The organism is Streptomyces sp. NPDC058632 (assembly GCF_042717095.1).
Taxonomy (GTDB): Bacteria; Actinomycetota; Actinomycetes; order Streptomycetales; family Streptomycetaceae; genus Streptomyces.
The window spans coordinates 1-24514 of sequence record NZ_JBHXQZ010000093.1 but is presented as its reverse complement, the minus strand read 5'-3'; the positions used below and the strand labels follow the sequence as shown (position 1 = coordinate 24514).

23 protein-coding genes and 1 tRNA gene are annotated in these 24514 nt (G+C 73.4%); 17 read left to right on the top strand and 7 right to left on the bottom strand.

Translation table 11 applies throughout. The features are described from left to right. Positions 1-16: 16 nt before the first annotated feature. The gene (locus ACFWVE_RS28425) at positions 17-2140 is read right to left on the bottom strand and encodes a YfjP family GTPase (protein ID WP_384019816.1); all 2124 of its coding nucleotides are present in this window, start codon (positions 2138-2140) and stop codon (positions 17-19) included. 3 nt (positions 2141-2143) lie between these two features. After that, positions 2144-3748: a dynamin family protein gene (locus ACFWVE_RS28420; RefSeq protein WP_384019813.1), complete on the bottom strand. Its 1605-nt coding sequence runs from the start codon at positions 3746-3748 to the stop codon at positions 2144-2146. Positions 3749-4068: 320 nt separating this feature from the next. On the opposite strand from ACFWVE_RS28420, the gene ACFWVE_RS28415 reads away from it, so the two are divergent. The 6 genes from ACFWVE_RS28415 to ACFWVE_RS28390 all read left to right on the top strand — a co-directional run bounded on the left by ACFWVE_RS28415 (position 4069) and on the right by ACFWVE_RS28390 (position 7381). Beyond that, positions 4069-4141: transfer RNA gene (locus ACFWVE_RS28415), tRNA-Arg, on the top strand. Positions 4142-4183: 42 nt separating this feature from the next. Next, complete coding sequence (locus ACFWVE_RS28410) at positions 4184-4405, top strand: hypothetical protein (RefSeq protein ID WP_384019810.1); 222 nt, start codon at positions 4184-4186, stop codon at positions 4403-4405. A 128-nt stretch (positions 4406-4533) separates the two neighbouring features. Next, entirely contained in the window at positions 4534-4767 is a 234-nt protein-coding gene (locus ACFWVE_RS28405; RefSeq protein ID WP_384019807.1) for a dihydrofolate reductase family protein, read from the top strand. Between the two features lie 64 nt (positions 4768-4831). Further along, the gene (locus ACFWVE_RS28400) at positions 4832-5791 is read left to right on the top strand and encodes a D-2-hydroxyacid dehydrogenase family protein (RefSeq protein ID WP_384019803.1); all 960 of its coding nucleotides are present in this window, start codon (positions 4832-4834) and stop codon (positions 5789-5791) included. Between the two features lie 141 nt (positions 5792-5932). Continuing rightward, the gene (locus ACFWVE_RS28395) at positions 5933-6232 is read left to right on the top strand and encodes a chaplin (protein WP_384019801.1); all 300 of its coding nucleotides are present in this window, start codon (positions 5933-5935) and stop codon (positions 6230-6232) included. Between the two features lie 174 nt (positions 6233-6406). Next, positions 6407-7381 (top strand): alpha/beta fold hydrolase, encoded by a 975-nt coding sequence (locus tag ACFWVE_RS28390; RefSeq protein ID WP_384019799.1) that lies wholly within the window; start codon positions 6407-6409, stop codon positions 7379-7381. Positions 7382-7509: 128 nt separating this feature from the next. Here the strand turns inward: ACFWVE_RS28390 and ACFWVE_RS28385 are convergent, their stop codons facing one another. The 3 genes from ACFWVE_RS28385 to ACFWVE_RS28375 form a co-directional block, all read right to left on the bottom strand. Then, the gene (locus ACFWVE_RS28385; protein WP_384019796.1) at positions 7510-7788 is read right to left on the bottom strand and encodes a hypothetical protein; all 279 of its coding nucleotides are present in this window, start codon (positions 7786-7788) and stop codon (positions 7510-7512) included. A 143-nt stretch (positions 7789-7931) separates the two neighbouring features. Continuing rightward, the gene (locus ACFWVE_RS28380; protein WP_384019793.1) at positions 7932-8201 is read right to left on the bottom strand and encodes a hypothetical protein; all 270 of its coding nucleotides are present in this window, start codon (positions 8199-8201) and stop codon (positions 7932-7934) included. Between the two features lie 203 nt (positions 8202-8404). Next, entirely contained in the window at positions 8405-8674 is a 270-nt protein-coding gene (locus tag ACFWVE_RS28375) for a hypothetical protein (RefSeq protein ID WP_384019790.1), read from the bottom strand. A 306-nt stretch (positions 8675-8980) separates the two neighbouring features. Between ACFWVE_RS28375 and ACFWVE_RS28370 the strand changes: the two genes are divergently transcribed. Beyond that, positions 8981-9244: a chaplin gene (locus tag ACFWVE_RS28370; RefSeq protein WP_384019787.1), complete on the top strand. Its 264-nt coding sequence runs from the start codon at positions 8981-8983 to the stop codon at positions 9242-9244. A gap of 659 nt (positions 9245-9903) precedes the next feature. Here ACFWVE_RS28370 and ACFWVE_RS28365 read toward each other — a convergent pair. Next, positions 9904-10185, bottom strand: a complete 282-nt coding sequence (locus ACFWVE_RS28365; RefSeq protein WP_384019785.1) for a hypothetical protein — start codon at positions 10183-10185, stop codon at positions 9904-9906. A 541-nt stretch (positions 10186-10726) separates the two neighbouring features. Here ACFWVE_RS28365 and ACFWVE_RS28360 point away from each other — a divergent pair. From ACFWVE_RS28360 to ACFWVE_RS28325, 8 genes are read left to right on the top strand one after another with little or no spacing between them, the layout of a single operon-like run. Next, complete coding sequence (locus ACFWVE_RS28360) at positions 10727-11836, top strand: DUF3344 domain-containing protein (protein WP_384019782.1); 1110 nt, start codon at positions 10727-10729, stop codon at positions 11834-11836. Between the two features lie 53 nt (positions 11837-11889). Continuing rightward, positions 11890-13182: a glycosyltransferase gene (locus tag ACFWVE_RS28355; protein ID WP_384019779.1), complete on the top strand. Its 1293-nt coding sequence runs from the start codon at positions 11890-11892 to the stop codon at positions 13180-13182. Further along, positions 13179-14606 (top strand): exopolysaccharide biosynthesis polyprenyl glycosylphosphotransferase, encoded by a 1428-nt coding sequence (locus ACFWVE_RS28350; protein ID WP_384019776.1) that lies wholly within the window; start codon positions 13179-13181, stop codon positions 14604-14606. The genes ACFWVE_RS28355 and ACFWVE_RS28350 overlap by 4 nt, the downstream gene beginning before the upstream one ends. Positions 14607-14611: 5 nt before the next feature. Further along, positions 14612-15973 (top strand): O-antigen ligase family protein, encoded by a 1362-nt coding sequence (locus ACFWVE_RS28345; RefSeq protein WP_384019773.1) that lies wholly within the window; start codon positions 14612-14614, stop codon positions 15971-15973. Next, the gene (murJ, locus tag ACFWVE_RS28340; RefSeq protein WP_384019770.1) at positions 15970-17679 is read left to right on the top strand and encodes a murein biosynthesis integral membrane protein MurJ; all 1710 of its coding nucleotides are present in this window, start codon (positions 15970-15972) and stop codon (positions 17677-17679) included. The genes ACFWVE_RS28345 and murJ overlap by 4 nt, the downstream gene beginning before the upstream one ends. Then, the gene (locus tag ACFWVE_RS28335; protein WP_384019767.1) at positions 17663-18463 is read left to right on the top strand and encodes a polysaccharide deacetylase family protein; all 801 of its coding nucleotides are present in this window, start codon (positions 17663-17665) and stop codon (positions 18461-18463) included. Before murJ ends, ACFWVE_RS28335 begins: the two co-directional genes overlap by 17 nt. 1 nt (position 18464) lies before the next feature. Then, positions 18465-19631 (top strand): glycosyltransferase, encoded by a 1167-nt coding sequence (locus ACFWVE_RS28330; RefSeq protein WP_384019764.1) that lies wholly within the window; start codon positions 18465-18467, stop codon positions 19629-19631. After that, positions 19628-20284: a lipopolysaccharide biosynthesis protein gene (locus tag ACFWVE_RS28325; RefSeq protein ID WP_384019761.1), complete on the top strand. Its 657-nt coding sequence runs from the start codon at positions 19628-19630 to the stop codon at positions 20282-20284. Before ACFWVE_RS28330 ends, ACFWVE_RS28325 begins: the two co-directional genes overlap by 4 nt. 71 nt (positions 20285-20355) lie before the next feature. Here the strand turns inward: ACFWVE_RS28325 and ACFWVE_RS28320 are convergent, their stop codons facing one another. Further along, positions 20356-21684: a glycoside hydrolase family 26 protein gene (locus ACFWVE_RS28320; RefSeq protein ID WP_384019757.1), complete on the bottom strand. Its 1329-nt coding sequence runs from the start codon at positions 21682-21684 to the stop codon at positions 20356-20358. A gap of 196 nt (positions 21685-21880) precedes the next feature. Here ACFWVE_RS28320 and ACFWVE_RS28315 point away from each other — a divergent pair, with 196 nt between their 5' ends. Both ACFWVE_RS28315 and ACFWVE_RS28310 read left to right on the top strand, forming a co-directional pair. Further along, entirely contained in the window at positions 21881-23158 is a 1278-nt protein-coding gene (locus ACFWVE_RS28315; protein WP_384019754.1) for an ATP-grasp domain-containing protein, read from the top strand. A 2-nt stretch (positions 23159-23160) separates the two neighbouring features. Beyond that, the gene (locus ACFWVE_RS28310) at positions 23161-24429 is read left to right on the top strand and encodes an NAD(P)-binding domain-containing protein (protein ID WP_384019836.1); all 1269 of its coding nucleotides are present in this window, start codon (positions 23161-23163) and stop codon (positions 24427-24429) included. Positions 24430-24514 lie beyond the last annotated feature (85 nt).

Below are 24514 nucleotides of genomic sequence, written 5' to 3'. Positions count from 1 at the left end.
TGGCCGCCCGTACGCCTCAGCTCACCCCGGCGCCCACCCCCGCCACCCGTCCGTATTCCTCCCGTACCTCCCGGTACCGCAGCAGTTCCGAGGCCACCGGGTCCAGGACCCGGGCGCGGCCGCACCCCGCGGCAGCCTCCCGCAGCCGTCTCTCCGCCTCCAGCCCGTGCCGCCGGGCCGGTCCGCGGGCCGCCATCCGGCAGCTCCACTCGACGATCGGGCCGCCGACGATGCCGATCACCATCAGCAGCACCGGCACCCCCAGGTTCGGCGCCATGAACCCGACGATCTGACCCACCAGCCACAGTCCGCCGATGAACTGGAGGATCGTCATGGACGCCTGGGCGAGCACGGCCACCGGCCACCACCCGGGCCGCGGTGGCCGCCCCGGTGGCAGCGCGGCGCGCGCGGCGAGGGCGTCCAGCGCCTCCGGCAGCCCCTGGGAGCCCCGTACGGCCGCCTCCCGCACCGCCAGGGCCCACGGCTCGGGCAGCCCGTCCGAGGCCCGGTCGGACACCGTGCGCACCGCCTGCTCCACCCGCTGCCTGGCGGTGGTCTCCTCGTCGGGCTGCGTCCGCCGCGGGAGTCTTCCGGTGGGCGGCCCGCCCCGGTCCTCGTACCAGCGCCACAACCGCAGCCACGGAGTGCCGCACGCGCGGTTGGCGTTGCGCAGCCATGCGCGTTCGGCCGCCTCGCCCGCCGCGGTGGCGCCCACGGCGTCCGCGAGCCGGTCCGTGAACTCCTCCCGCGCCTCCTCGCTGAGCCCGGCCCAGCGGCGGTTGGCGTAGACGGGCCACAGCCGGGACGCGGCGATGTCCACGTCCGCGGCGATACGGCGGCCGGCCGCCCCCCGCTCGGCCACGAACCGGCCGAGGGCTTCGCGGAGTTCACCGACCCCGTCGCCGGTGAGCGCGGACAGCGCGAGGACCGTCGTACCGGGTTCGCCGTACTCGCCCAGGGCGATGCCGTCCTCGTCGAGCAGGCGCCGCAGATCGTCCAGGACCTGTTCGGCGGCCTCCCCGGGCAGCCGGTCGACCTGGTTGAGGACGACGAACATGACCTCCGCGTGGGCCGCCATGGGCCGCAGATAGCGCTCGTGCAGCATCGCGTCGGCGTACTTCTCCGGGTCGACGACCCAGATGACGGCGTCGACCACGGCCAGCACCCGGTCGACCTGTTCGCGGTGCTGCACGGCCGCCGAGTCGTGGTCCGGCAGGTCGACGAGGATGAGTCCGCGCAGCTGTTCGTCCGCGTCCGCCGTCGCCTGCAGCGGACGCCGGCGCAACCGGGGCGGGATGCCGAGCCGTTCGATGAGGCCCGCGCCGCCGTCGCTCCAACTGCACGCGACGGGCGCGGCGGTGGTCGGCCGTCGTACGCCGGTCTCCGAGATGGCGACTCCGGCGAGCGCGTTGAACAGCTGCGACTTGCCGCTGCCGGTCGCGCCCGCGATGGCGACGACGGTGTGCTGCCCGGAGAGCCTGCGCCGCGTGGCGGCCTCGTCGAGGACCCGCCCCGCCCCGGCCAGCGTCCGGCTGTCGAGCCGGGCCCGGGACAGCCCCACCAGCTCACGCAACGCCTCCAGCCGGGACGCCAGGGGCGCGTCGTACACCAGAGGGGTCACCTTCTGCGGCGCGGGCGTGCGGGTCTCCGGCGCGGCGTACGGCTCGAACCCGAACCCGGACCCGGACCCTGCCCCGGCCCCTGCCCCTGCCCCGGCCCCGGCCCTTGCCTCTGCCTCTGCCCTTGCCTTTGCCCTTGCTCCTGCCTCGGTCCTCGTCCCGGCCCCGGTGGTCTCGCTCACCCGGCGCGCGATCAGCCCGTCGGCCCAGGAGGCCTGCACGGCCGGTGCCGCGCCAGGCTCCTCGTCGTCGTCCTCGTACGCGTCGTCGTCCTCGTAGGCGTGGTTCCCGTACTTGTCGTGGCCGTACGGGCCCTGCTCGCGCCCGTCGCGGTCCTGCTGGTCCTGCTCCTGCTCCCGTCCGTTCTCCGCGCGCCCCCCCTCGGAGCGATCGGTCCCCTCGGCCCTCTCGGACCCCTCGGCCCCCTCCGGCCTATCCGGCCTCTCCGGCCCCTCCGGCCGTTCGGCGGACGGGGAACGCTCAGGGTGCTCGGTGTGGTCCTGGTCAGTGACGGAGGTCACCGGTCACCTCTCCTTCTGCAGTACGGACAACGCGGCGATGAGTTCGGCCTGGGGCTCCGGATGCACCTCGAGCGCGTCGAGCGGCGCGAGCCGGCGTTCGCGTTCGGTGTGCATGATCCGGTCCACGTACTCGATGAGCAGCCGCCCGCCCCGGTCACGCAGCCGCACCGCCCCGCGCGCGCCGATGCGTTGGGCGAGCTTCTCCCCCGCGGTCCGTGCCCGGCGCCCGCTCAGCAGCGCCGTGGCGACCAGGGCGGCGACCGTCTCGGGATCGGCGGCGGCACCGCGGTCGAGCTCGCGGACCTCTTCCTCGGCGTACTCCTCCAGCTCGCGCCGCCATCGTCGTACGGCCAGCCCGATCCGGTGCTCGGCGCTCTCCGTCACCCCGTCGCGGTCGGTGAACTCCGGTGCTTTCGCCGCCGGTTCGCGTCTCCAGGCGGTGTCGACCCGCTCGTCGGCGGCGGCGACGGCACACAGCAGCAGGGCGCCCAGGCCCTCCACGAGGGTGTCGAGGAGCTCCCTGGGCGTGCAGTCGAGCGGAAAGGCGCGCCACCGCTTGAGCGCGTCACCGGCGAGCACGGTTCCGGCCTGCAGCCGGCCGCGCAGGCGCGCGTGCTCCTTGTCGTACGCCCCTTCGACGGCGGAGGTGAGCCGCAGCGCGGCGGCGTGCTGCGCCGCGGTGGCACCGGCGAGTTCCGGCATGCGGGAGTTGAGGGAGTCGAGGACTCCGTGGGCGGTGCGCGCCATGACGTGCGCGCGGGCGGCGGGGTCCTGCGCCTGGTGGACGAGCCAGGTCCGCAGCGACGCCACGGCGGAGGCCGGCAGAAGCCCGCCGCCCCAGGCCGACTCGGGCAGCTCGGGCACGGTGAAGCGCGGTACGTGGCCGAGTCCGGCCTTGGTGAGGAGGGCGCCGTACTGCCGGGACACCTCGGACACGACCTGGTGGGGCACCCGGTCCAGGACGGTCACCAGGCTGACGTCGTATTCCTTGGCGGCGCGCAGCATGTGCCAGGGCACGGCGTCGGCGTAGCGGGCGGCAGTGGTGACCATGACCCAGATGTCCGCGGCGCAGATGAGTTCGGCGGCGAGGACGCGGTTGTCGGCGACGAGGGAGTCGATGTCGGGGGCGTCGAGCAGGGCGAGGCCGGGCGGGATGGTGTCGGCGGTCTCGATGCGCAGGACGCGCGCGGGGTTCTCTCCCGGCAGCAGCAGGTCGTCGGTCTCCCGTCGGGGCCCCCACACGCGCGTGAGGTCGGGCAGCACGCGCATTCCGCTGAACCAGTGGTGGTCCTCGGGGTGGCAGACGAGCACCGGTGTCCGTGTCGTCGGCCGCAGCACGCCCGCCTCGCTGACGCGCCGCCCCACGAGTGAGTTCACCAGGGTGGACTTGCCGGCCCCGGTGGACCCCCCCACCACGGCGAGCAGCGGTGATTGGGGCTCCCTCAGGCGGGGCACCAGATAGTCGTCGAGCTGCGCGAGCAGTTCGTCACGGTTGGCACGAGCGCGTGCGGCCCCCGCCACAGGCAGCGGGAAGCGCGCGGCGGCGACACGGTCGCGCAGGGCGGAAAGTGCGTCGAGCAGCTGAGGCCGTACGTCCAAGGTCACCACATGCGAAGAATGCCCAATTTCGCGGGAATTCTGAAGCATATGACCCTGTCTGCGCGCCGGTCGACCACAAGCGGATGGAAGGGACGACTGGGGCGCGCGCACAGCCGAGGCATAACGAGTGCACAACACCCGATGCGCGGGAGGCCAAAAGCGGTGCGCGATTCGCACCTGCCTGCGATTATCGGGACCGCTTCACCGAACCTCCACATCGAGCCACGGAGGAGAGGCGGCAGGGGCAAGGACACGGGAGCCCTATCCTTGTCCCCGGCACGTCAGGGACCGGGGCCACCCGGGCACCACGACAGAGGCCACCACACCCGGCCCCCGTAGCTCAGTGGATAGAGCAGGCGCCTTCTAAGCGCTTGGCCGCAGGTTCGAGTCCTGCCGGGGGCGCAAACCAACCCTCACCAGCAAAAACGCCGGTGAGGGTCTTTCGTGTCCAGTTCCTACAGTGCATGGAGGCCAAGCGCCTCCACCCGGTTGCTGTGCGCTGACGAGCGGCTGTCGCTGGACGGGTTCGTGGCGGGGCCGGGGCATGCGATGGACTGGATGACGGGGTTCTCGCACCGCTCCGGACCCATCGACGAGTACGCGGAGACGACCGGCGCCGTTCTGGGCGGCCGGGACGGCTGGAACTCCCACCCGGCGCCGGCATGATCCACGGGGCGCGTGGCAGGGGCCGCTGTTCGTGCTCACCCACCACCCGGAGGACGCGCGGCCCGCCGACGGTGTGACGTTCCTGAGCTGCGGCGTGGCCGAAGCGGTCCGGATCGGGCTGGAGGCCGTTGCCGGGCAAGAACCTCGAGGTCCTCTCGCCCGGCACGGCCGGCATCGCCCGGCAACTGCTGGAACGCGGTCTGGTCGACGAGATGGACCTGCACATCGCGCCCGTGCTGCTCGGGGACGGGATCCGGCTGTTCGACCGCCCCGGCGGCGTCCCCGTCCGGCTCGCGCTGCTGAACGGCGGTGATCCCACGGCCGCGGTGAACCTGCGCTACCGCCCGGTCCCGCCGACCTGACCGGCCGGCACCGGCCGCGGGACGGTAACTTGATCGCCCCGGACCACCGGCGAGGAGGAGCGGCATGCGGCTGCGGTGTGCGGTGCTGGACGACCACCAGGGGGCGGCCGCCGAGGCCGCCGACTGGGGACCGGTCGCGAAGGACGTCGAAGTGGTCTCGTACGATCGTCACTTCGCCGACGAGGATGCCCTGGCCGACGCGCTCGCCGACGCCGACATCGTGGTGACACTGCGGGAGCGGGTGTCCTTTCCCGGGTCGTTGATCGCCCGGCTGCCCCGGCTGAAGCTGATCGTCGCCTCCGGCATGCGCAACTCGGTCATCGACTACGCCGCCGCCGAGGCGCACGGTGTCACCGTGTGCGGTACGGCCAGTTCCCCCGCCCCGCCCGTCGAGCTGACCTGGGCCCTGCTCCTCGGCCTGGCGCGCGGCATCGTCGAGGAGAGCAACGGCCTGCGCGCCGGCGGCCCCTGGCAGCGCACCGTGGGTGCCGACCTGCACGGACGGCGCCTCGGGCTGCTCGGCCTGGGGAAGATCGGGAGCAGGGTGGCCCGGGTCGGTCTCGCCTTCGGCATGCGCGTCGGGGCCTGGAGCCCGAACCTCACCCAGGAACGTGCCGACGAGGTGGGCGTGGAGCTCGCCCCGTCCAAGGAGGACCTGCTGCGCGAGAGCGACTTCGTCTCCGTGCACCTCGCGCTCGGCGAACGCAGCCGCGGCCTGCTCGGCGCCGTCGAACTCGCCCTGCTCAAACCGACCGCCTATCTGGTCAACACCTCCCGCGCGGCGATCGTCGACCAGGACGCCCTGCTCGCCGCGCTGCGCGAGGGCCGCCTCGCCGGTGCCGGCGTGGACGTCTTCGACGTCGAACCGCTGCCCGCCGGCCACCCGATGCGCACCGCCCCGCGTCTGCTGGCCACCCCGCACCTCGGCTATGTCTCCCGCGCCAACTACGCCACGTACTACGGCCAGGCGGTCGAGGACATCCGTGCCTTCCTCGACGGCGCGCCGGTCCGGCGCCTGCCCTGAAAGGGCCGGGGGCCGAAGGAAATCCCCCTCGCCCAGGGTGATCTGTGGCTGACCCCGTGACCCGTCGTGCCTCTTCGCGTTGAACGGGGAGCACGGCCGCGCCCCCTGCGGCCGTGCTCATCGAATCAGAAGGAGAACGTGATGTCGCGCATCGCGAAGGCAGCCTGCGTCGTACTCGGCACGGGTGCCGTGGCGCTGAGCGGGGCCGGAGCGGCCCTGGCGGACGCGGGCGCCCAGGGCGCCGCAACCCACTCCCCGGGAGTCCTGTCGGGCAACCTTGTCCAGGCTCCGGTCCACGTGCCGGTCAACGTGTGCGGGAACACCGTCAACGTCGTCGGCGCGCTGAACCCGGCGTTCGGCAACACGTGCGTGAACAAGGACGGTCAGCACCACAAGGGCCACAAGAGCCACAAGGGTCACAAGGGCGCGTACGGGAACTGATCCCGGACGCGTCATCGGCAGAACGGCCAGAGCCCCGGCACCTCGAGCGCCGGGGCTCTGGCCGCGTATGCCTCCATGACGGGATCGCCCACAAATGAGTGATTACGAACCAGAAACGTGACGGTTGGTCATCATGAACTGGTTCGCCGTCATTTCCCTGTTCCGGAGCCGTCCATGTGCCCAGCCCTCCCCACCGCCCAGGTCTCACTGAACGCACAGCGCCTCGGGTCCGGTTCTCCCCCGCAAAAGCAGGTGGAGGAACGGAGCCTGACGTTCGAGGGCTTCGCATACGGGTGCCGGATCGTCCGTCAGAGCGCTCCGCGAACAGCGCCGCTGCTGCTGCTCGGCGGCTCGTCCCAGAACCGGTACTCCTGGCAGGGGCACGAGAAGTGGCTGGCGCCGTTGTGCACGGTGATCACCGTGGACCTTCCCGGATACGGCAGTGCGGACTTCCTGCCCGCCCGCCACGGGATCGACTTCCTCGCCGCCGCGGTCCAGCACATGCTGGTGGAGACCGGGATGCCGCCGGTGAATCTCTTCGGCGGCTGCTTCGGTGAAGTCGTCGGCCTCCGCTTCGCGCAGCTGCATCCCGCCTCCGTGCGCCGCATCGTCTTCTGCGGTGCGGCCAAGCGCCTCCCCGAGATCTACACCGATGCCGTACCGCGCCTGTCACGGGCGCTGGAGCGGGGCGAGATCGAAGCGGCGGCCGGCGGTCTGGTGGAGCTGTTCATGTCGAACCCGGGCGCCGGTCAGGTCCGCAGGCACGCGGCCGTCGCGCGTCTGCTCCGTCACCAGTTCATGAACCAGACCCCGGACGAGCTCAGGAACGCGGTGGAGCACAACACGCGGCTGATGACGCACGGCTGTTACGAGCCCCTGCCCGTCCCCGACGTGCCGACGCTGGTGTTCACGGGGGAGCACGACACCCTGTGCACCCCGCAGATGGGCCGCGAGCTCGCCGCGACGATTCCGGCGGCGCGGTTCACGACGGTCAGGGAGGCGGACCATCTGGTCACCGTCGAGCGCAGGCAGGAGTCCTCGGACCTGATCGGCCGCTTCTGCACCGACCGCCCCGTCGACGGCCTGCCCTACTGCACCCCCGTGGAGTCGCCGGGTGCCGGTCTCGTCCGCGCGACGGCAGGCCGGTGACGGACATACGACGAGTGGCCGGGACCCGGTACCGGGTTCCGGCCACTGTCCGCTGTACGGGTGGTCCGACGCGGGGGATGCCGACGTGAGGGATGCCGTGAACGGCGGCGCTCCGCCGACGGGAGACGTCAGGACTTCTCGTCCGGGAGGACAACGCTGTTGGTGCAGGAGACCTCGGTGCTCTCACCGGAGCAGGACTGCTCCGACTTGTTGACGAAGTGGATCTTTCCGTACTGGTCGGTCGTGATCTCCTGCTCGCTCACCTGCACACAGCGAACAGTGCCCTTTTCGTCCTTGACACAGTTGCCCGGGTCATCGGCACCGAAGGCCTGAACAGCACCGGCGCCGATCAGCGTGAGCCCTCCGAGAACCCCCGCCGCCGCTGCGGTCTTCTTCGACTTGAACATCTACCTTTTTCCTTGACGGTCGACCTGCCGCCGCTGAGCGGCGGAGCCGTCCCGGAGACCCGGAACGGCCGACATGCCGGGCGGCCCCGGGGCTCGAACGCCTGGTTCGAGCCCCGAGACCTGCCCGGATCACCTGGCAGTGATCACTCGTCGCCGATGGCGAAGCTGGAGGCGCAGGACACCGCGTTGGTCTCCTCGTTCTCGGCGTTGCCGAGGCCCAGGATGCCGACCGCGAGGTTGATGTCGTCGATGTTGATGAGGCCCTGCTTCGAGTTGTCCTGGACGCAGGTGGTGGTCTGCTTGTTGTTGAGCTCGGCCTCCGGCCCGTCACCGGCGTGGCTGACGCCGGCGCCGAGGAAGCCGACACTGCCGAGCATGGCCATGACGACAGCAGCCTTCTGGTACTTGCGCATTACTGCTCCATTCTCGTACTGACACGGTCCGTGATGGCCCGGTCACTTACAGTCGCTAATGTAGGCGACGTTTACGCCGGTCGGTAGATGAAACGCCGCGTCGCACCTTCGGAAATGGATGCCACCGCACCCGTCGCCGGGCGGGCCCGGGGCCCGGACGCCGGGCCCGGGCCCCGGGACCCACCTGGATCACCTGTCGGTGATCAGCCGCCGAGGGCGAAGCTGGAGGCGCAGGTCACCGCGTTGGTCTCGGCGTTCTCCGCGTTACCGAGGCCCAGCAGGGCGCCGACGCCCGCGTTGACGTCGTCGATGTTGACGAGGCCCTGGACGGAGTTGTCCTGGGCGCAGGTCGTGGTCTGCTCGTTGTTGAGCTCGTACGACGGCTCGTCACCGGCGTGGCTGACGCCGGCGCCGAGGAAGCCGACACTGCCGAGCATGGCCATGACGACAGCGGCCTTCTGGTACTTGCGCATTACTTCTCCGATTCCCGAGTGGACACGGCCCGTTGTGGCCAGTCACTTTCAGTGGTTAACGTAAGGGACGTTTTCGACTTTGGACAGCCAAAACGCCCATCTGTGCAAGTTTCTCGTGAAGATGCATGTCAGAGGTCTGCCGCAGGTCCGGCGGATGGACCAACGGGGGTTTCCCGTCCGGTTCTGTCACCGTCAAGGGGTGATCCGGAGGCAAGCACCGTGACCGGGGCGAGGTCTTCGCGTTGGGCGGGTCGTGCGGCCGCGCGTCACGCTGCCGCGCTCACCGGATCGGTGAGGGAGAACGTGATGTCCCGCATCGCGAAGGTCGGCGCTGTCGCCCTCGGCACGGGGGCCGTGATGCTCGGCGGGGCCGTGGTGCTCGGCGGGGCCGGTGTGGCCGCGGCGGACGCCGACGCCATGGCGGCCCGCTCGCCGGGTGTCGTGTCCGGCAACGTGGTCCAGGTTCCGGTCCACGCGCCGGTCAACGTGTGCGGCAACACCGTCGGCGTGATCGGCCTCCTCGACCCCGCCGCGGGCAACCACTGCGTGAACGGCGGTCACGGCCGCTGACGTCCGCCGCGGCGGCCCGATAGCCCCGGCACGCCCGAGCGCCGGGGCTCTCCCCTGCACCGGCGAGCCCGTCCCCCGGGCGTACCGGCAGATCCGGCCGACGTCCTCCAGCCGGTCCGGTGCCACGTCCCGCGGCGGCAGCTTCTCGTGCCGCGCCACACCTCCAGCAGCGCCTTGACGAACCGTCGCCTCCCGGCCGCCGTGAGCGCGCCGGTGTCCTTGCTTACACACGTACGCCATGCCGGCCTTCCCCGTGCGCGTGCTCCCTGCCCGCCGGTGCCGACGCCGCATCACGCAGCCGCCCGCCGGGGCCGAGCACGTCGACGACGGCATGGGCGGCTTCGAGCGGTGTCCGGCACGAGCAGCAGTGGTCGACCGTGCTCAGCCGGCCGTGCCCAGCCGGCCGTTTCCGGCGCGGCGCCTCAGATGCGAGGGGTGGCCGTCCACCGTGACGTGCCACCGGCCGTCCCCGGCACCCAGGAGTGCCCCGCCCGTGGCGACGACCGTGATCCAATCCTTGCCCGTACGGCTGCCCGCTGCCCCGACCGCCGGACCTGCCGCGTGGTCACCGCCGCGTGGTCACCGCCGCGCGGTGAGGGGGCGCACATACGAAAGCCGGCCCTCGGTCCGCACCGGGGGCCGGCTTCGTGCGGCGTGCCTCAGGCGTGCAGCCCCAGATCGCCGTGCACCGGCTTGGCCTTGTTCACCACGGCCGCCGCCTCCTCCGCGGTGCCGAACACCGAGCTGCTCCGGTTCTCGGTGTCGCTCGACTCGTCGTGCAGCGGCATCAGCTCGAAGGGGACCGCGGTACGCGTGTTCAGGCCGGTGTCGAGGCCGGTGGACGCCAGGTCGGTGACGTCCTGTGCGTACGCGGGCGCGGCCATGCCGGCGGCGATCAGGGACCCGGCAATGACGGCAGCAGCCTTCAGGGACTTCATCATGTTCCTTTCTTCGGCAACGCGCGTCGCCGGAGGGGGCTTTGTCTCGTCGTGCCTAACGATCCCCGGGCGGTGCGGAAACCGGGCGACCACGGATTGACGAGTCGTCATATGAGATCAAACGGCAGGCGGCGTCACCGGCGCCGGCGCAACGGTGAGCGCGGACGTCGGGGTTCCCGGCCCGCACGAGGGGCGCGGCGGGCCTTCGGCGCCGCGCCCTCACCCCTGTGGCCCTGTCCTGCCCGGAGAGGGGGCGGGCGGGGACTGCCCGGGTGTCACCCCGCGAAGGGCCGACTTCACGATTCCAACACACTTGTCGGCGTTGGCCGAGTTTCGGCAAATTTGTCCGACTGATGGCTAGAGTTACGCCGACGCACCCCCAGAGGCGGACGCATCGCACTCGCCGTACTGCCTGTTCATTCCGGCGGTCCTGCTCGTCGTCGCCGTGCTCAGGCACGGCTCCGACACCGACGGCGCCGCCGGCCGCGGACGTCGTCTTCACCCATCCGGTCACCGCCATCCGTTCCGAAAGGCTCCGACGGTCATGCGCCATTCCCTGGGCCAGTTGCTTCGCCCTGCCACGGTGGGCGTCCTCGCACTTGTCGCGATGTGGGCACCCTGCGCCTCTCCGGCCGCCTCCCCGGCCGCCTCCTCCCTTGCCGCGGCGCCCGCGCCGGAAGCGAGCAGTCTCGCGTTCGGCCAGCGGTATCACGCGCTCCAGCACGGCGGCATCGTGCGCGCGGCCAACTCCTCCGCCACCTGCCGCACGAACCAGCCCCCCGCGTGCGCGGACGCGCAGGCGGGCGCGCAGGCGGTGAACGGCGACTTCGACATGTTCTACGTCGACGTCGACCGCGACCCGAACACCTACAACTCCTCCCGCGCGGAGGTCCGCCTGCCCTCCGGCTCCCGGGTGACGTACGCGCGCCTGTACTGGGGCGGCAACCTGCGCGTGGGCGAACAGAAGCCCGCACAGGACAACGAGCGGGTGCTGATCGCCGAACCCGGCGGGGACTACAAGGAGCTCCTCGCGGACACCGTCGTCGGACACGACGTGGCGGACGGCGCGGACGCCTTCCAGGCCTCGGCGGACGTGACCGGGATGGTGCGGGACAGCGGGCCGGGCCTGTACACCGTGGCGCAGGTCAACGTGGCCGCCGGCCGGTCGGCGGCCGGCGCCTGGGGCGGCTGGACCCTGGTGGTGGCGTACGAGAACCCGGCGGAGCCGCTGCGGCACCTCTCGCTCTGGGACGGCTTCGCGCCGCTGATGTCCCGCACGGGACCCGAGGTCCGGCTCAGCGGTCTGGACCTCCCCGTGGGCGCGGAGGGCCTGGTGGGGCTGGTGGCGTACAACGGCGACCGCGGCACCACCGGCGACTCGCTCACCGTGACCAGCGGCTCGCCCGCCTCCGCCGTGGCGCTCACCGACTCCGCCAACCCGGCCGGCGACGTCCTGAACTCCACCGTCAGCGGGCCTGCCGGGGCTGCCCCGGCGCGGGTGCCGGCGTATTCCAACACCCTCGGCTACGACTCCGACGTGTTCACCCTCGGAAGTGACCTGCTGCGCGCCGGGGACGAGGTGGGCTTCCTGCTCTCGTCCCAGGCGGACGCGGCCTGGGCCGGCGTGCTCTTCACCGCCGTCGACGCCCGGTGATGGACACGCCACCATCCGTTCCGGACGCGGTCGCCGGCGAGGAGTCCGTGCCCATGGACCTGCCCCCCTCCGGCCGCCGGCCGCGGGTACTGCACCTCACCCAGCCGGTGGACGGCGGGGTCGCGCGCGTGCTGACCGACCTGGTCCGTACGCAGGTGGCGGACGGCCTGGACGTCATCGCGGTCTGCCCCGACAGCCCACTCACCCTCCACCTGAGGGCGCTCGGCGCGCAGGTGCGGAACTGGCGGTCGACGCGGTCGCCCGGTCCGTCGCTCGTGCGGGAGGTGGCGCACCTCGCGCGGCTGATCGACGAGGTGCGCCCCGATCTGGTGCACGCGCACAGCGCGAAGGCCGGGCTCGCCGGGCGGCTCGCGGTGCGCGGACGGATTCCGACGGTCTTCCAGCCGCACGCCTGGTCGTTCGAGGCGGTGGGCGGGGCCACCGCGGCGCTCGCGCTCACGTGGGAGCGGTGGGGGGCGCGCTGGGCCGCACGGGTGGTGTGCGTGAGCGAGGCGGAACGGGCGACCGGCGTGCACGCCGGGATCACCGGACGGTGGACCGTCGTCCCCAACGGCATCGACCCAGAGCGCTTTCGCCCGGCCGGCACCGACACCGTGCGGGCCGGGCTCGACCAGCTCGCCGCCCTCCACCCCGCGACGCCGCTCGTGGTCTGTGTGGGGCGGCTCTGCCGGCAGAAGGGGCAGGACGTCCTGCTGCGGGCGTGGGACGCCGTCGTGCGGCAGGTGCCCGCCGCACGGCTCGTCCTGGTCGGCGACGGGCCGGACCACGACCGGCTGCGCGCACGGGCCCCGGGGTCCGTGCTGTTCGCGGGAGCCGTCCCCGACGCCTCGCCCTGGTACCAGGCCGCCGATCTCGTCGTCCTGCCGTCCCGCTGGGAGGGCATGGCCCTCGCCCCGCTGGAGGCGATGGCCTGCGGGCGTCCCGTGGTGGTCACGGACGTCGACGGCGCCCGCGAGAGCCTGCCGCCGTCCTTCGCCCCCCGTTGTCTGGTACCGCCGGAGAACCCGGAGGCGCTGGCCGGGGCCCTGTCCGGGCTGCTGCTCGACCCGCCGCTGCGTGAGTCGCTCGGTGTTCTGGGCCGTCGGCACGTGCTGTCCGTCCACGACGTACGGCACACCGCCGCGCAGGTCGCCGACGTCTACCGCGACCTGCTCGGCACCTGGCCCTCCAGCAGGAGGACACGTCCGTCCCGGGCCGTCGGGCGCGGCCGGGCCCGCGGCGCCGAGCAGGCGCAGCCGCTCGACGCGGACCGCCGCGCCGAAACGGCCAACCGGACCGCGCAGCGCGCCGAGCCCACCAAGTGCAGGGAGTCCATCCGCTCGTGACCGCCGAACGCACCGTGCCCTCCCCCGGCGTACCGCCGCGGGAGCACGGCTCCTCGCCCGTTTCCGTCATGCCGCCGCGCGGCACCGCCGACGGGCCGCGGTTGCCCGTCCCGCGCCCTGTGGCGCGGCCGGCTTCGCCCGTTCCGCTGCTCCTCGCGGACGCCGCCGCCGCCCTGTTGGGCACGCTGGCGCTGTCCGGCGCCCAGCGGCACTCCCCGCTCGTCGTCCTGCTGATCGCCGCGTCACTGCTGCCGCGCCCTCGCGGCGGCCGGTGGCCGGGGCCGGGACTGCTGGACGAACTGCCCGCCGTGTGCGGCCGTGTCGCGGTGGCCTGGCTGGCGCCCGCGGCGCTCTGGGCGGCGTACCGGCCGGAGCAGGCGTTGTCCGCCGGCACCGTGTTGACGGGCCTCGTCCTGCAGTCGGCGGCCGGCTGTGCGCTGCGCGCGGCCGTGCACGGGCGGCGGCGCGCGGCGCTGCGGCGCCACCCGCACGCGGCGCTCGTCGTCGGCCCGGCGGCGACCGCGCAGCGCGTGGCCGCCGCTTTGCTGCGGCACCCGCGGTGCGGCGTGCGGCCGGTGGGGGTGGTCGCCGAGCAGCCGGACGGCACCGAGGGCCTGCCGGTGCTGCGCGCCGGTGAGGAGGTCGAGCGGGCGGTCATCCAGAACGGGGTGCGGGCCGTGCTGGCCGTCCACCCCTCGGTACGCGCCGGCCAGGGCCCGCTGCTGCGCGCACTGGCCGACTCGGGCTGCGTGGTCTGGGAGGTCGACGCCGACTCCTTCGCGCATCCGGCGAAGGAGCGGCTGGCCGGGTTCCCGTGCCGTCGCCTGGACCTGTCACCGGTGCGCCGCGGCAGTGCGGGCAAACGCGTGCTCGACATCCTCGTGTCGGGAACGCTGCTGCTGCTGGCCGGTCCGCTGCTGCTGGCGTGCGCGCTGACGCTGCGGCTCAGCGACGGGCCGGGCGTGGTGTTCCGGCAGGAGCGCATCGGCAGGAACGGCGAACCGTTCACGCTGCTGAAGTTCCGTACGCACCGGCCGGTCGACGAGCACGAGTCGGCGACCCGGTGGAGCGTGGCCAACGAGGACGAGATGCGCCGGTTCTGCCGCATGCTGCGGCGCACCTCGCTCGACGAACTGCTCCAGCTGTGGAACGTGCTCCGCGGCGACATGAGCCTGGTCGGCCCGCGCCCCGAGCGTCCTTACTTCGTCTCGCAGTTCAGTCAGACCTATCCGGGTTACGCGGCCCGCCACCGGATGCGGACCGGCATCACCGGTCTCGCCCAGGTCCAGGGGCTGCGCGGCGACACCTCGATCGAGGACCGCTGCCGGTTCGACAACGCCTACATCGACGACTGGTCGCTGTGGCAGGACATCTGCATCCTGCTGCGCACCGCGGTCACGCTGGTCCGTCCGACGGGGAGCTGACCGACGTGAGTTTCGCCCCCGCAGCACTCCCGCGCCGGGCCGCCGGGCTGGTGCCGGTGCTGCCCCTGGTGTCCCTGCCCGCCCTGCTGGCCCTGCCGCAGACGTACGACGGAGCGGGGCCCGCGGACGTGGTCTCCGCCCTGGTGGTGGTGTACTGCGTGATCCTCCTGCTGCGCGAGCGGCGGCGCCCGCTGTCGCCCGCCGCGGCCGTGGTGCTGGGCCTGCCGGTCGTGGGGCTCGCGCTCGCCGCGATGGGCGCGTCCTCACCGGAGGCCGGGTTCACCGGCCTGGGCCGCTATCTGCAGGTCTTCGTGCTCGTCCCGGCGGCCGTGCTGGTCCTGGTCCGTGACCGCACCGGCTTCCGGGTGCTGGCCTGGTCGTTCGTGGGCCTCGCGCTGTGGCAGGGAGCCGTCGGCGTCCACCAGTACGTCACCGGGACCGGCGCCTCCTACCAGGGCGAGGGCGTCCGGGCGGTCGGCACCTTCGGCGCCCACGACGTGATGGGCATGGCGACGGCGGTCTCCCTCGGCCTGGTGTGCGCGGTCGGGATCGCGCTCGGCCGGGCAGCCGTGTGGCAGCGGATGACGGCCACCGGATGCGCGGTGGCCCTGCTGCTGCCGCTCGCCCTCTCCTTCAGCCGGGGTGCCTGGATCGCGACCGCCCTGACGTGCGCCGTGCAGCTGGTCCTGGCCGGGCCGCGGCGCGCGCTGAAGACGGTCGCGGCCGTCGTCGCGGCGGGCGTGGTCCTGACCGGCGGGTTCGGCATCGGCACGGCCCAGTTGCAGGAGCGGGTCGACAGCATCGCGCAGGTCGGCGACGCCCCCGACCAGTCCGTCGTGGACCGGTACGCCCTGTGGGCGGCCGCCGGCGGCATGTGGCGCGAACAGCCGCTGACCGGCGTGGGTCTCAAGGGCTTCCCCCAGTACCGCGACGGGCACGCCACCCTGGCGCTGTCCTCGGGCAGTGACATCGGGGGCGCGGGGACGGAGTACCGGAAGCAGGCGCTGCTCTCGCCGCACAGCATGTACCTGCTGGTGCTGAGCGAGCAGGGCGTGATCGGGCTGCTCGCCCTCGCCGGCGGCTGGCTGGCGCTGCTGGTGTGCGGGCTGCGGAGGCTGCTGCGCGTCCGCAGCCGTCGGCCGGGACCCGGCCACGGCCCGGGACTCGACTGCGGGCTCGTCGCCTGCGGGCTGCTGCTCTGGCTGCTGACCGACTTCGTGTACGGCGACATCGGCGGTCCCTCGACGATGCTGATCGCCCTGAGCCTCGGGCTCGCGGCGTGGTGGGCGCTGACCGCCGGAGAGCGGGAGGACGCCGTACCGCCGGGCGCGGTACCGGAGCGTGTCGAGGGGGCCGCGGCGCGATGACGGTGGTGCCCTCGCAGAGCCCCGTACCCGACACGGACACCGACACCGACGGGGCGGCGACCGTGCCCGCGGCGCGGGCCGCCACACCCGCCGGGCACGGCGCCGATCCGGCCTCGGCCCCGGCCTCCCGGAAGTTCCTCGCCCGGGCCGCGCTCGTCACGGCGGCGCTGTCCATCGCCGGCTCCCTGCTCGGTCTGGTGCGCGACCAGTCGCTGGCGCGGCTGTTCGGTGCCGGCAGCGACACGGACGCCTTCCTGGTCGCGTGGACCGTGCCGGAGATCGCCGCCACGCTGCTGATCGAGGACGGGCTGGCGATCGCGCTGATCCCGGCGTTCAGCATGGCACTGGCCCGACGTGCCCGGGGCGAACCGGGCGACCCGGTCCGCGCCCTGGTCGCCGCCACGCTGCCCCGGCTGTGCCTCGCCTTCGCCGCGGCGGCCGCCCTGGTCGCCGCCGTGGCCCCGTTCCTGGTCCAGGTCCTCGCGCCGGGCCTGCCCGACCCCCGGCTGGCCGTCGACTGCACCCGGCTCACGGCGATCAGCCTGCTGGCCTTCGGGATCGCCGGCTACTGCAGCGCCGCCCTGCGCGCACACCGCCGCTTCGTCGCGCCCGGGGCCATCTACGTCGCCTACAACACCGGCATCATCGCCGCGATGTTCCTGCTCGGCCGCACGTGGGGCGTGCGCGCGGCGGCGGCCGGGGTCGCGGTGGGCGGCTGTCTGATGGTGCTGGTGCAACTGCCGTCGCTGTGGCGGCAGCTGGCGTCCCGCGCCCCGGCCGCCGTCCGGGGCGCGACGGGCGACGCGCAGGAGCGGCCGGTACGGCTCGCCCTGATCGCCGCCGTCCTCCTCTTCGCGCTGTGCCGCCAGTCGCAGGTCCTGGTCGAACGCTTCCTCGCCTCCTCCCTGCCCTCCGGGGCCATCTCGCACCTGAACTACGCGCAGAAGGTCGCCCAGATCCCGATGACACTGTCGCTGATGGTGTGCACCGTCACCTTCCCCGTGGTGGCGCGGGCGCTGGCGGACGGGGACACCGAACGCGCCCGCGACCGTGTGGAGCGGGATCTGGTGCTGTCCTCCTGTGTGGTGCTGACGGGCATGGGCGCGGTGATCGCCTGCGCCCCGCAGATGATCGAACTGCTCTTCCAGCGCGGCGCGTTCACCGCGGACGACACCGTGGCGACCTCGGACGTCATGCGCGTGTACGCCCTCGGGCTGCTGGGGCAGACCCTGGTGGGGGCGCTGGTCCGCTCGTACTTCTCGGCGGGCCGGCCCAGCTGGTATCCCCTCGCGGTGATGGGCGCGGGCATCGCCGCCACGTCGGTGATCGGCGCCGTCGCCGTGCGCCCCTGGGGGGTCGCGGGGATCGCCGCCGCCAACGCGTTCGGCATCACCGTCACGGCAGCCCTGCTGCTGACCGGTCTGCGAGCGTCCCGGCGCGGCAGCCCCCACGGTGTCCGCCTGCGGGTCCGGCCGGTCCTGGCCGAGCTGGGCAGGCCCGTGCTCGCCGCGGTCGTCGCCACCGTCGCCGGGGTGTTCGCCGCGAGCCGGTTCGCGTCCCCGGTGGCGGGGCTCGCGGCCGGCGTCCTGAGCGTGACCGGCGTCTTCGTCGCGCTCTGCCTGTCCCTGGGCGTCCAGGGCTCCGCATCCGCCGTGCGCTCCGTACGCACCGTCACACGAAGGCTCACCCATGGCCGCTCCCGTTGATTCCGTCGGTTCCGTGAACTCGGTCGACTCCGTCGATTCCTTCGACACCGGCAGACGTCCCGCCGCGCCCCCGGGCCCTGTCCCGTGGGTGGCGATGTACCACTCGGTGGGCGACTGCTCGGACGATCCGTACCGCATCACGGTCACGCCCGAGCGGCTCGAGGGGCAGCTGGCCTGGCTGCGCCGGCGAGGGCTGCGGGGCGTGTCCGTGGCCCACCTGCTCGCCGCCCGCGCCCGGGGCGAAGGGCGGCGCCTGGTCGGGCTGACCTTCGACGACGGGTACGCCGACTTCGTCACCGACGCCCTGCCCCTGCTGCGCCGCTGGGACTGCGGCGCCACGCTCTTCGTCCTGCCCGGGCGGCTCGGCGGCGACAACGCCTGGGACCCGCTCGGCCCCCGCAAGCCGCTGCTGACCGCGGACGGCATCCGGTACGCGGCGGCCGAGGGAGTGGAGATCGGCTCGCACGGGCTGACCCACATCGATCTCACCCGGGCGGACGACCTCGCCCTCACGGCCGAGGTGACCGAAAGCCGCGAGCGGCTGGCGGAGTTGACCGGCGCCCGGGTCGACGGCTTCTGCTATCCGTACGGCACGGTCGACGTACGCGCCGTACGGGCCGTGCGGGAGGCGGGCTACACCTACGCCTGCGCCATCGACCCCGGCCCGCTGACCGGCCCGCACGCCCTGCCGCGCGTGCACATCGGCCAGAACGACACGGCGTGGCGCCTGCGTCTGAAGTACCGGCTGCACCGGCTGCGCCGGCGCCCGGCGGGAGGCCTGTGACATGAGGGCTCTGCACATCATCACCGGCCTCGGCGTCGGCGGGGCCGAGCAGCAGCTGCGTCTGCTGCTGCGTCACCTGCCCGTCGACTGCGACGTCGTGACGCTCACCAACCCCGGTGCGGTCGCCGAGGGCCTCGCCGCCGACGGTGTCCGCGTCACGCATCTCGGCATGGGCGGCAACCGTGACGTGACCGCGCTCCCGCGGCTGGCCCGGCTGATCCGCTCGGGCGGCTACGACCTGGTGCACACGCACCTGTACCGGGCCTGCGTCTACGGCCGGCTCGCCGCGCGCGTCGCCGGGGTCCGCGCGGTCGTCGCCACCGAACACTCCCTGGGCGACTCGCAGATGGAGGGCCGCAGGCTGACGGCGGGGGTGCGCGCGCTGTACGTCTCCAGCGAGCGGCTCGGCTCGACGACGGTCGCCGTGTCCCCGGCGGTGGCCGACCGGCTGAAGCGCTGGGGCGTGCCCGCTCCCCGGATCGAGGTCGTCCCGAACGGCATCGACCTGGACCGCTTCCGTTTCGAGGCGGAGCGGCGCGCGCACACCCGCCGCCGGCTCGGTCTGCCGGAGGGCGTTTTCGTCGTGGGCGGCGTCGGCCGGCTCACCCCCGGGAAGCGGTTCGACGTCCTCGTCCACGCGCTCGCCCGGCTCCCGGACGACCACTGGCTGCTGCTGGTGGGCGGCGGCCCCGAGGAGCACGCCCTGCGCCGCACGGCCCGTGCGGCCGGTGTGGCCGACCGGGTCCTGTTCACCGGCGAACGCCCCTACGTTCCGGACGGTTCCCCGGGCCCCGACCTGCCGTCCCTCACCTCGGCGATGGACGTGCTGGCGTCCCCGTCCCCGGAGGAGGCCTTCGGCCTGGCGGTCGTGGAGGCGCTGGCGTCGGGCCTGCCCGTGGTCTACGCCTCCTGCCCGGCGATCGAGGACCTGCCGCCGCCGCCCGTGGCCGGCGCCCGGCGCGTGCGGGGCGGCCCCGAGGCGTACGCGCGGGCGATCTCCGAGGTCCGGGCGGCGGGCCCGCTGCCGCGCACCGCCCCACAGGTCGCGCACCGCTACAGCATCACCCGCAGCGCCGACCGGCTCATGGACGTGTACACGGCAGCTGTCGCCCGTTCGTCGTCGTCCCCCTCCTCTTCCTCCTCCTCTCTGGGAGCAAGCTCCTCATGACCGACACTCCGACCCTCCGGCTCCGTCTGTTCCTGGCCCGTGCCAGGAGGCTGCCGGCCTGGTCCGTGATCGTGGCCGGCGCCCTGGCCGGCTGCCTGTTCGGCGGCGCGTACGGCCTGTTCACCTCCACGACGTACACGGCCACCAGCTACGTCGTCGCCGTGCCGACCGCGCAGTCCACCCCGGAATCCGCCCGCGGGTTCGCGCAGGCGTACGGACGGGTGGCCACGCAGCTCGCGGTGCTCGGGGACGCGCAGGTGTGGGCGGGCGTGCCGGTGCGGACCCTGCAGGACAGCGTGCGCACGGCGACGTCACCGGACGCGCCGATGGTCGCCGTCTCGGCCACCTCCTCACGCCCCGACCTCGCCGTCGACATGGCCAACGCGGTCTCCCGCGCGCTGACCCGGCACGCGGACGCCGCCAGGAGCAGCACTCAGGTCCGGCTCGTGCAGTTCTCGCGTGCGGTGAAGCCGAGCAGGCCGACGTCCGCCTCACCGGCGCTGACCGCTCTGGTGGGGGCGAGTGCGGGTGGTCTGCTGGGCGGGCTCGCCCTGCTGGCCCGGCCGCGGCGGACCGGCGGGGACGACGCCCCCGCCCCCGCCGCCTCGGTGCCCGGCCCCGCTCCCGCCGCCGATGCGCGCGGACAACGGTGACGACGGTGAGCCCGGCCCGGCCGGCGAGAGCCGGGGCGGGCGCGCTCAGGGTCGCGCCGGCGGGTGCGCGGTCACCAGTCGACGCGGAGGCAGAACTTCCCGCCGAGCCAGAACTCCACCCTGCTGCCCAGATCCAGCGGCGAGCAGTCCTCCTCGGGCAGCGGTGCGGTGGGGACGGGCGGGGCGGGCGGCACGGGCGGGGCGGGCGGCACGGGCGGCACGGGGGCGAGCACCGGGGGCACCGCGGTGTTGCGGCCGAAGAGGACGGACCGGTAGACGCGGGACGAGGCCGGGTTTCCGTCGCACCGCCACACACCGTGCGGGCAGTAGTCGGACAGCGTGTTGTACAGCGGCTTGTGCTTGTCCATCCAGGCGAGCATGCGCCGCATGTACTCGGCATTGTCGCCGTTGTGGAAAAGCCCCCATTCGGCATAGGAGATGGGTTTGCCGCGGGCTTTCGCGAAATCCACGTGTTCCTGAAGTCCGTAGGGCTCCTCGACCTGTTCGTCGAAGGGCATTCCGGCCGGCTGGTCGTAGGAGTCCATGCCGATGATGTCGACCGTGTCGTCCCCCGGGTAGCACTGCGTCCAGGGAACGTCGTCCCGGCCGCGGCTCGGCGTGAAGTCGAACCTGAACCTCTGGCCCGGCACCGCACGCATGGTGGTGACGATCCTGTTCCAGTACGCCTTCCAGGACTCCGGGTCCGGCCCGCAGCGGTGGGTGTACGTGACGCCGTTCATCTCCCAGCCGAGCACGAGGATCGTGTCCGGCACCTTCAGCCGGACCAGCCGTTCGGCCAGCGCGCGGAAGTGGTGATCGAACTCCCCGGCGGCGCCCCGCCGCAACAGCTCCCGGACCTCGTGGTCCGGGACACCCGCCTCGTTGCGCTCCTGCAGGGGCACGTTGAGGACGAGCATCCGGTCGGCCTTCTCGTTGCGCCAGCGCGCCCACGACTCGAGGAAGCGGATGTCGCCCTCGATGTCGCTCCAGTGGTTGCCGGGCAGGTAGGTGTGGCCGACGCGGAGTTCGGCGCCGCCCAGCCAGCGGCTGAACTCCCGGATCCGGTCCACGCCCCGCTCGTCGGAGCCGAGGAAGGCGCCGAAGGGCGGGCCCTGCGCGCCCGGCACCGGGACGGCCGGGGGCACGACGACCGGGACCGACGGGGCGGGGACCGACGGCGCCGGGATCAACGGGGCGGGGACCGACGGCACGGGGACGGGCCGCTGTACGAGGTCCGGGAAAGCGGCCGCGGACGCCGTCGGCTCCGGCGCCGGAACGCCGGCGTCACCGGCGCTCGCCGCCCCTGCCCCGGGGCCGGACGCCAGGACGGCCGACACGGCTGTCGCCACCGCGCCCACGACCAGCCCGCGCACCCGGACACGTTCGTGCTGTGGGGACATGCCTGCTCCTGTCTTCGCTCTCGTCTCCGGCCTTCGGCCTGTCCGTCCTTGTGACTTTCTGTCTCCGGACCCTCTATTGACGAACAGTCATCCGAAAGTCAGTCACAAGAATTCCCCCGACGCCACTACCACTAAGGCTTTCGAGTGCCATGCTCGCCCATGCGGGTGAGCGAATTCAAAAAGAAAGAGAAAGTTCGTGCCGCTGCTCGACACACGTGTCCCCGCCGTGATTCTGCGGGTCGACCACAATCCCTTCCACCACGGAACGCTCGGGGCCGTGCGCTCGCTGGGCAGGGCGGGGGTGGAGGTGCACGTCGTCGCCGACGAGTCCCGAAGCCCCGTGCGCAGCTCACGCTACGTCCGCCGGCTGCATCCCCCGCCGCTGCCCGGAGCGTCCTCGGACGACGTCCTCGCCGTGCTGCGCCGCGTCGCCGACCGGATCGCGCGTCCCGCCGTCCTGGTCCCGATGGACGACGCGAGCGCGATCGCCGCGGGACGCCTGCGGAACGCTCTCGCCCCCTCCTACCTCCTGCCGGAGATGCCGGGCACGCTGCCCGAACGCGTGGCCGACAAGGCGGAACTGGCGGCCGTGTGCGCGTCGGCGGACCTTCCGCATCCCACGACGCTCATCCCCGACAGCCCCCAGCGGGCCGCCGACGACGCGACGCGGCTCGGACTGCCGGTGGTGGCGAAGTGGAGCCGGTCCTGGCTGTTGCCGGCCGGCAGCGGGCTGCGCAGCACGCTGCTGGTGCGCTCCGCGCAGCAGGCCCGGGAGCTGTACCTGCGCACCGGGGAGGCGGGCAGCCCGCTCCTGCTGCAGGCGTATCTGCCGCCGGGCCCGAACCGGGACTGGTTCTTCCACGGCTACGCCGACCGGTCGGGCGCCGTGCGCGCCGGCGGGCCGGGCGTCAAGCGGCTGGCCTGGCCGCGCGGCGCGGGGCTGACCGCGGTGGGCAGCTGGGCCCCCAATCCGCACCTGCGCGCCCTGGCCGAGCGGCTCACCGGTGAACTGGGCTACCGCGGCGTCTTCGACCTCGACTTCCGCCGCTGCGGCACGACGGGCCGTTACCACCTGCTCGACTTCAACCCGCGCCCCGGCGCCCAGTTCCGCCTCTTCGAGGACAGGGCGGGACTGGACGTCGTCCGCGCCCTGCACCTGGACCTGACGGGCCGTCCGCTGCCGGACGGGGATCCGGTGATTGGGAGGGCGTTCGTGGTGGAGAACTACGCGCCGCTCGCGGTGCTGCGTGCGGCGCCGGGCGGCCGCGAACTGGCCTGGTACGCCCCGGACGACCGCGGCCCCGGACGGGCGATGTGGTCCCTGTGGGCCCGTCATGTGTCCGGCCGGCTGCGGGAGCGGCTGGGCTCCGGCGCGGCGGCACCGGAGCAGACACCGGCACCGGCACCGGCACTTCCCGAAGTCCCCCGGGCGGCCTCCCCCTCCCTGACCGACAACGAGAAAGCGAGCAGTTGATGATGTACGACCTTGTGGTGGTCGGCGCCGGTCCGTACGGTCTGTCGATCGCGTCCCACGCGGCGGCCGCCGGGCTGCGCCTGCGCGTGTTCGGGCGGCCCATGGCGTCCTGGCGGGACCACATGCCCGGGGGCATGTTCCTGAAGTCGGAGCCCTGGGCGTCCAACCTTTCGGATCCGGGCGGACGCTGGGGCCTGGCCGCGTACTGCGAGGAGCAGGGGCTGACGGCACGTCACGCCGAGCCGATTCCGGTGGCGGAGTTCGCGTCGTACGGCCTGTGGTTCGCGCGCCACGCCGTGCCGGACGTGGACGAGCGCATGGTGACCCGGGTGTCGTCGGGTCCCCACGGCTTCACGGTGGTGACCGCGGACGGGCAGGCGCTGCAGACACGGACGGTGGCGCTGGCGGTCGGGGTGATGCCGTTCATCGAGGTCCCGTCCGCCCTGCGCGGACTGCACCCGTCGCTGGTGACGCACAGCAGCCACCACAGCGGCCTCGACCAGTTCCGCGGCAAGGACGTCACGGTGATCGGCGGCGGCCAGGCGGCCCTGGAGACGGCGGCGCTGCTCGCCGAGCAGGGCACGCGCGTACGGGTGCTGGCGCGGGCGGAGCGGCTGGTCTGGAACGACGTTCCGCCGCCCTGGGAGCGCCCCTGGTGGCAGTCGGTCCGCTCCCCGCACAGCGGTCTCGGCCCCGGCTGGCGGAACTGGTTCTACTCGGAGCGTCCCGGCCTCTTCCGGCGGTTGCCGCAGCCGACCCGGGCCCGCATCGCGGCGACGGCACTGGGGCCGGCGGGGGCCTGGTGGGTGCGGGACCGGGTGGAGCGCGCGGTGGAGCTGCTGCCGGGCCACAGGGTCACCGCGGCCTGCGCGGTACCGGGCGGTGTACGGCTGGACACGATGAACCTCGAGGGCGCCGCGGGCGCCCTGGAGACCGAGCACGTCATCGCGGCCACGGGGTTCCGGGCGCAGCGCGACCGGCTCGGCATGCTCTCCGCCGAACTGCGCGGGGCGCTGGCGGTCCTGCCCGACGGCTCCCCGGCGACCGGGCGCGGCTTCGAGTCGTCCCACCCCGGCCTGTTCCTCGCGGGCCTGGTGACCGCCTCCGGGTTCGGACCGGCCATGCGCTTCGTCCACGGCGCGACGTTCACGGCGCCCACCCTCGTCCAGGGCGTACGCCGTCGGCTCAGGGCGACTCCGCTGCGCGGGGCGACGGTCCCCGTCCCCGGAGGCGGCAGCCGGACCGAGTCTCCGTCGCCGGTGAGCGGCTGACGGAGCAGCCCGTACAACCGTGACGGGCCGCGGACGCCGGGTACGCCGTAAGCGGCCCGTCACGGACAGCCCTTTGCCCCCGGAA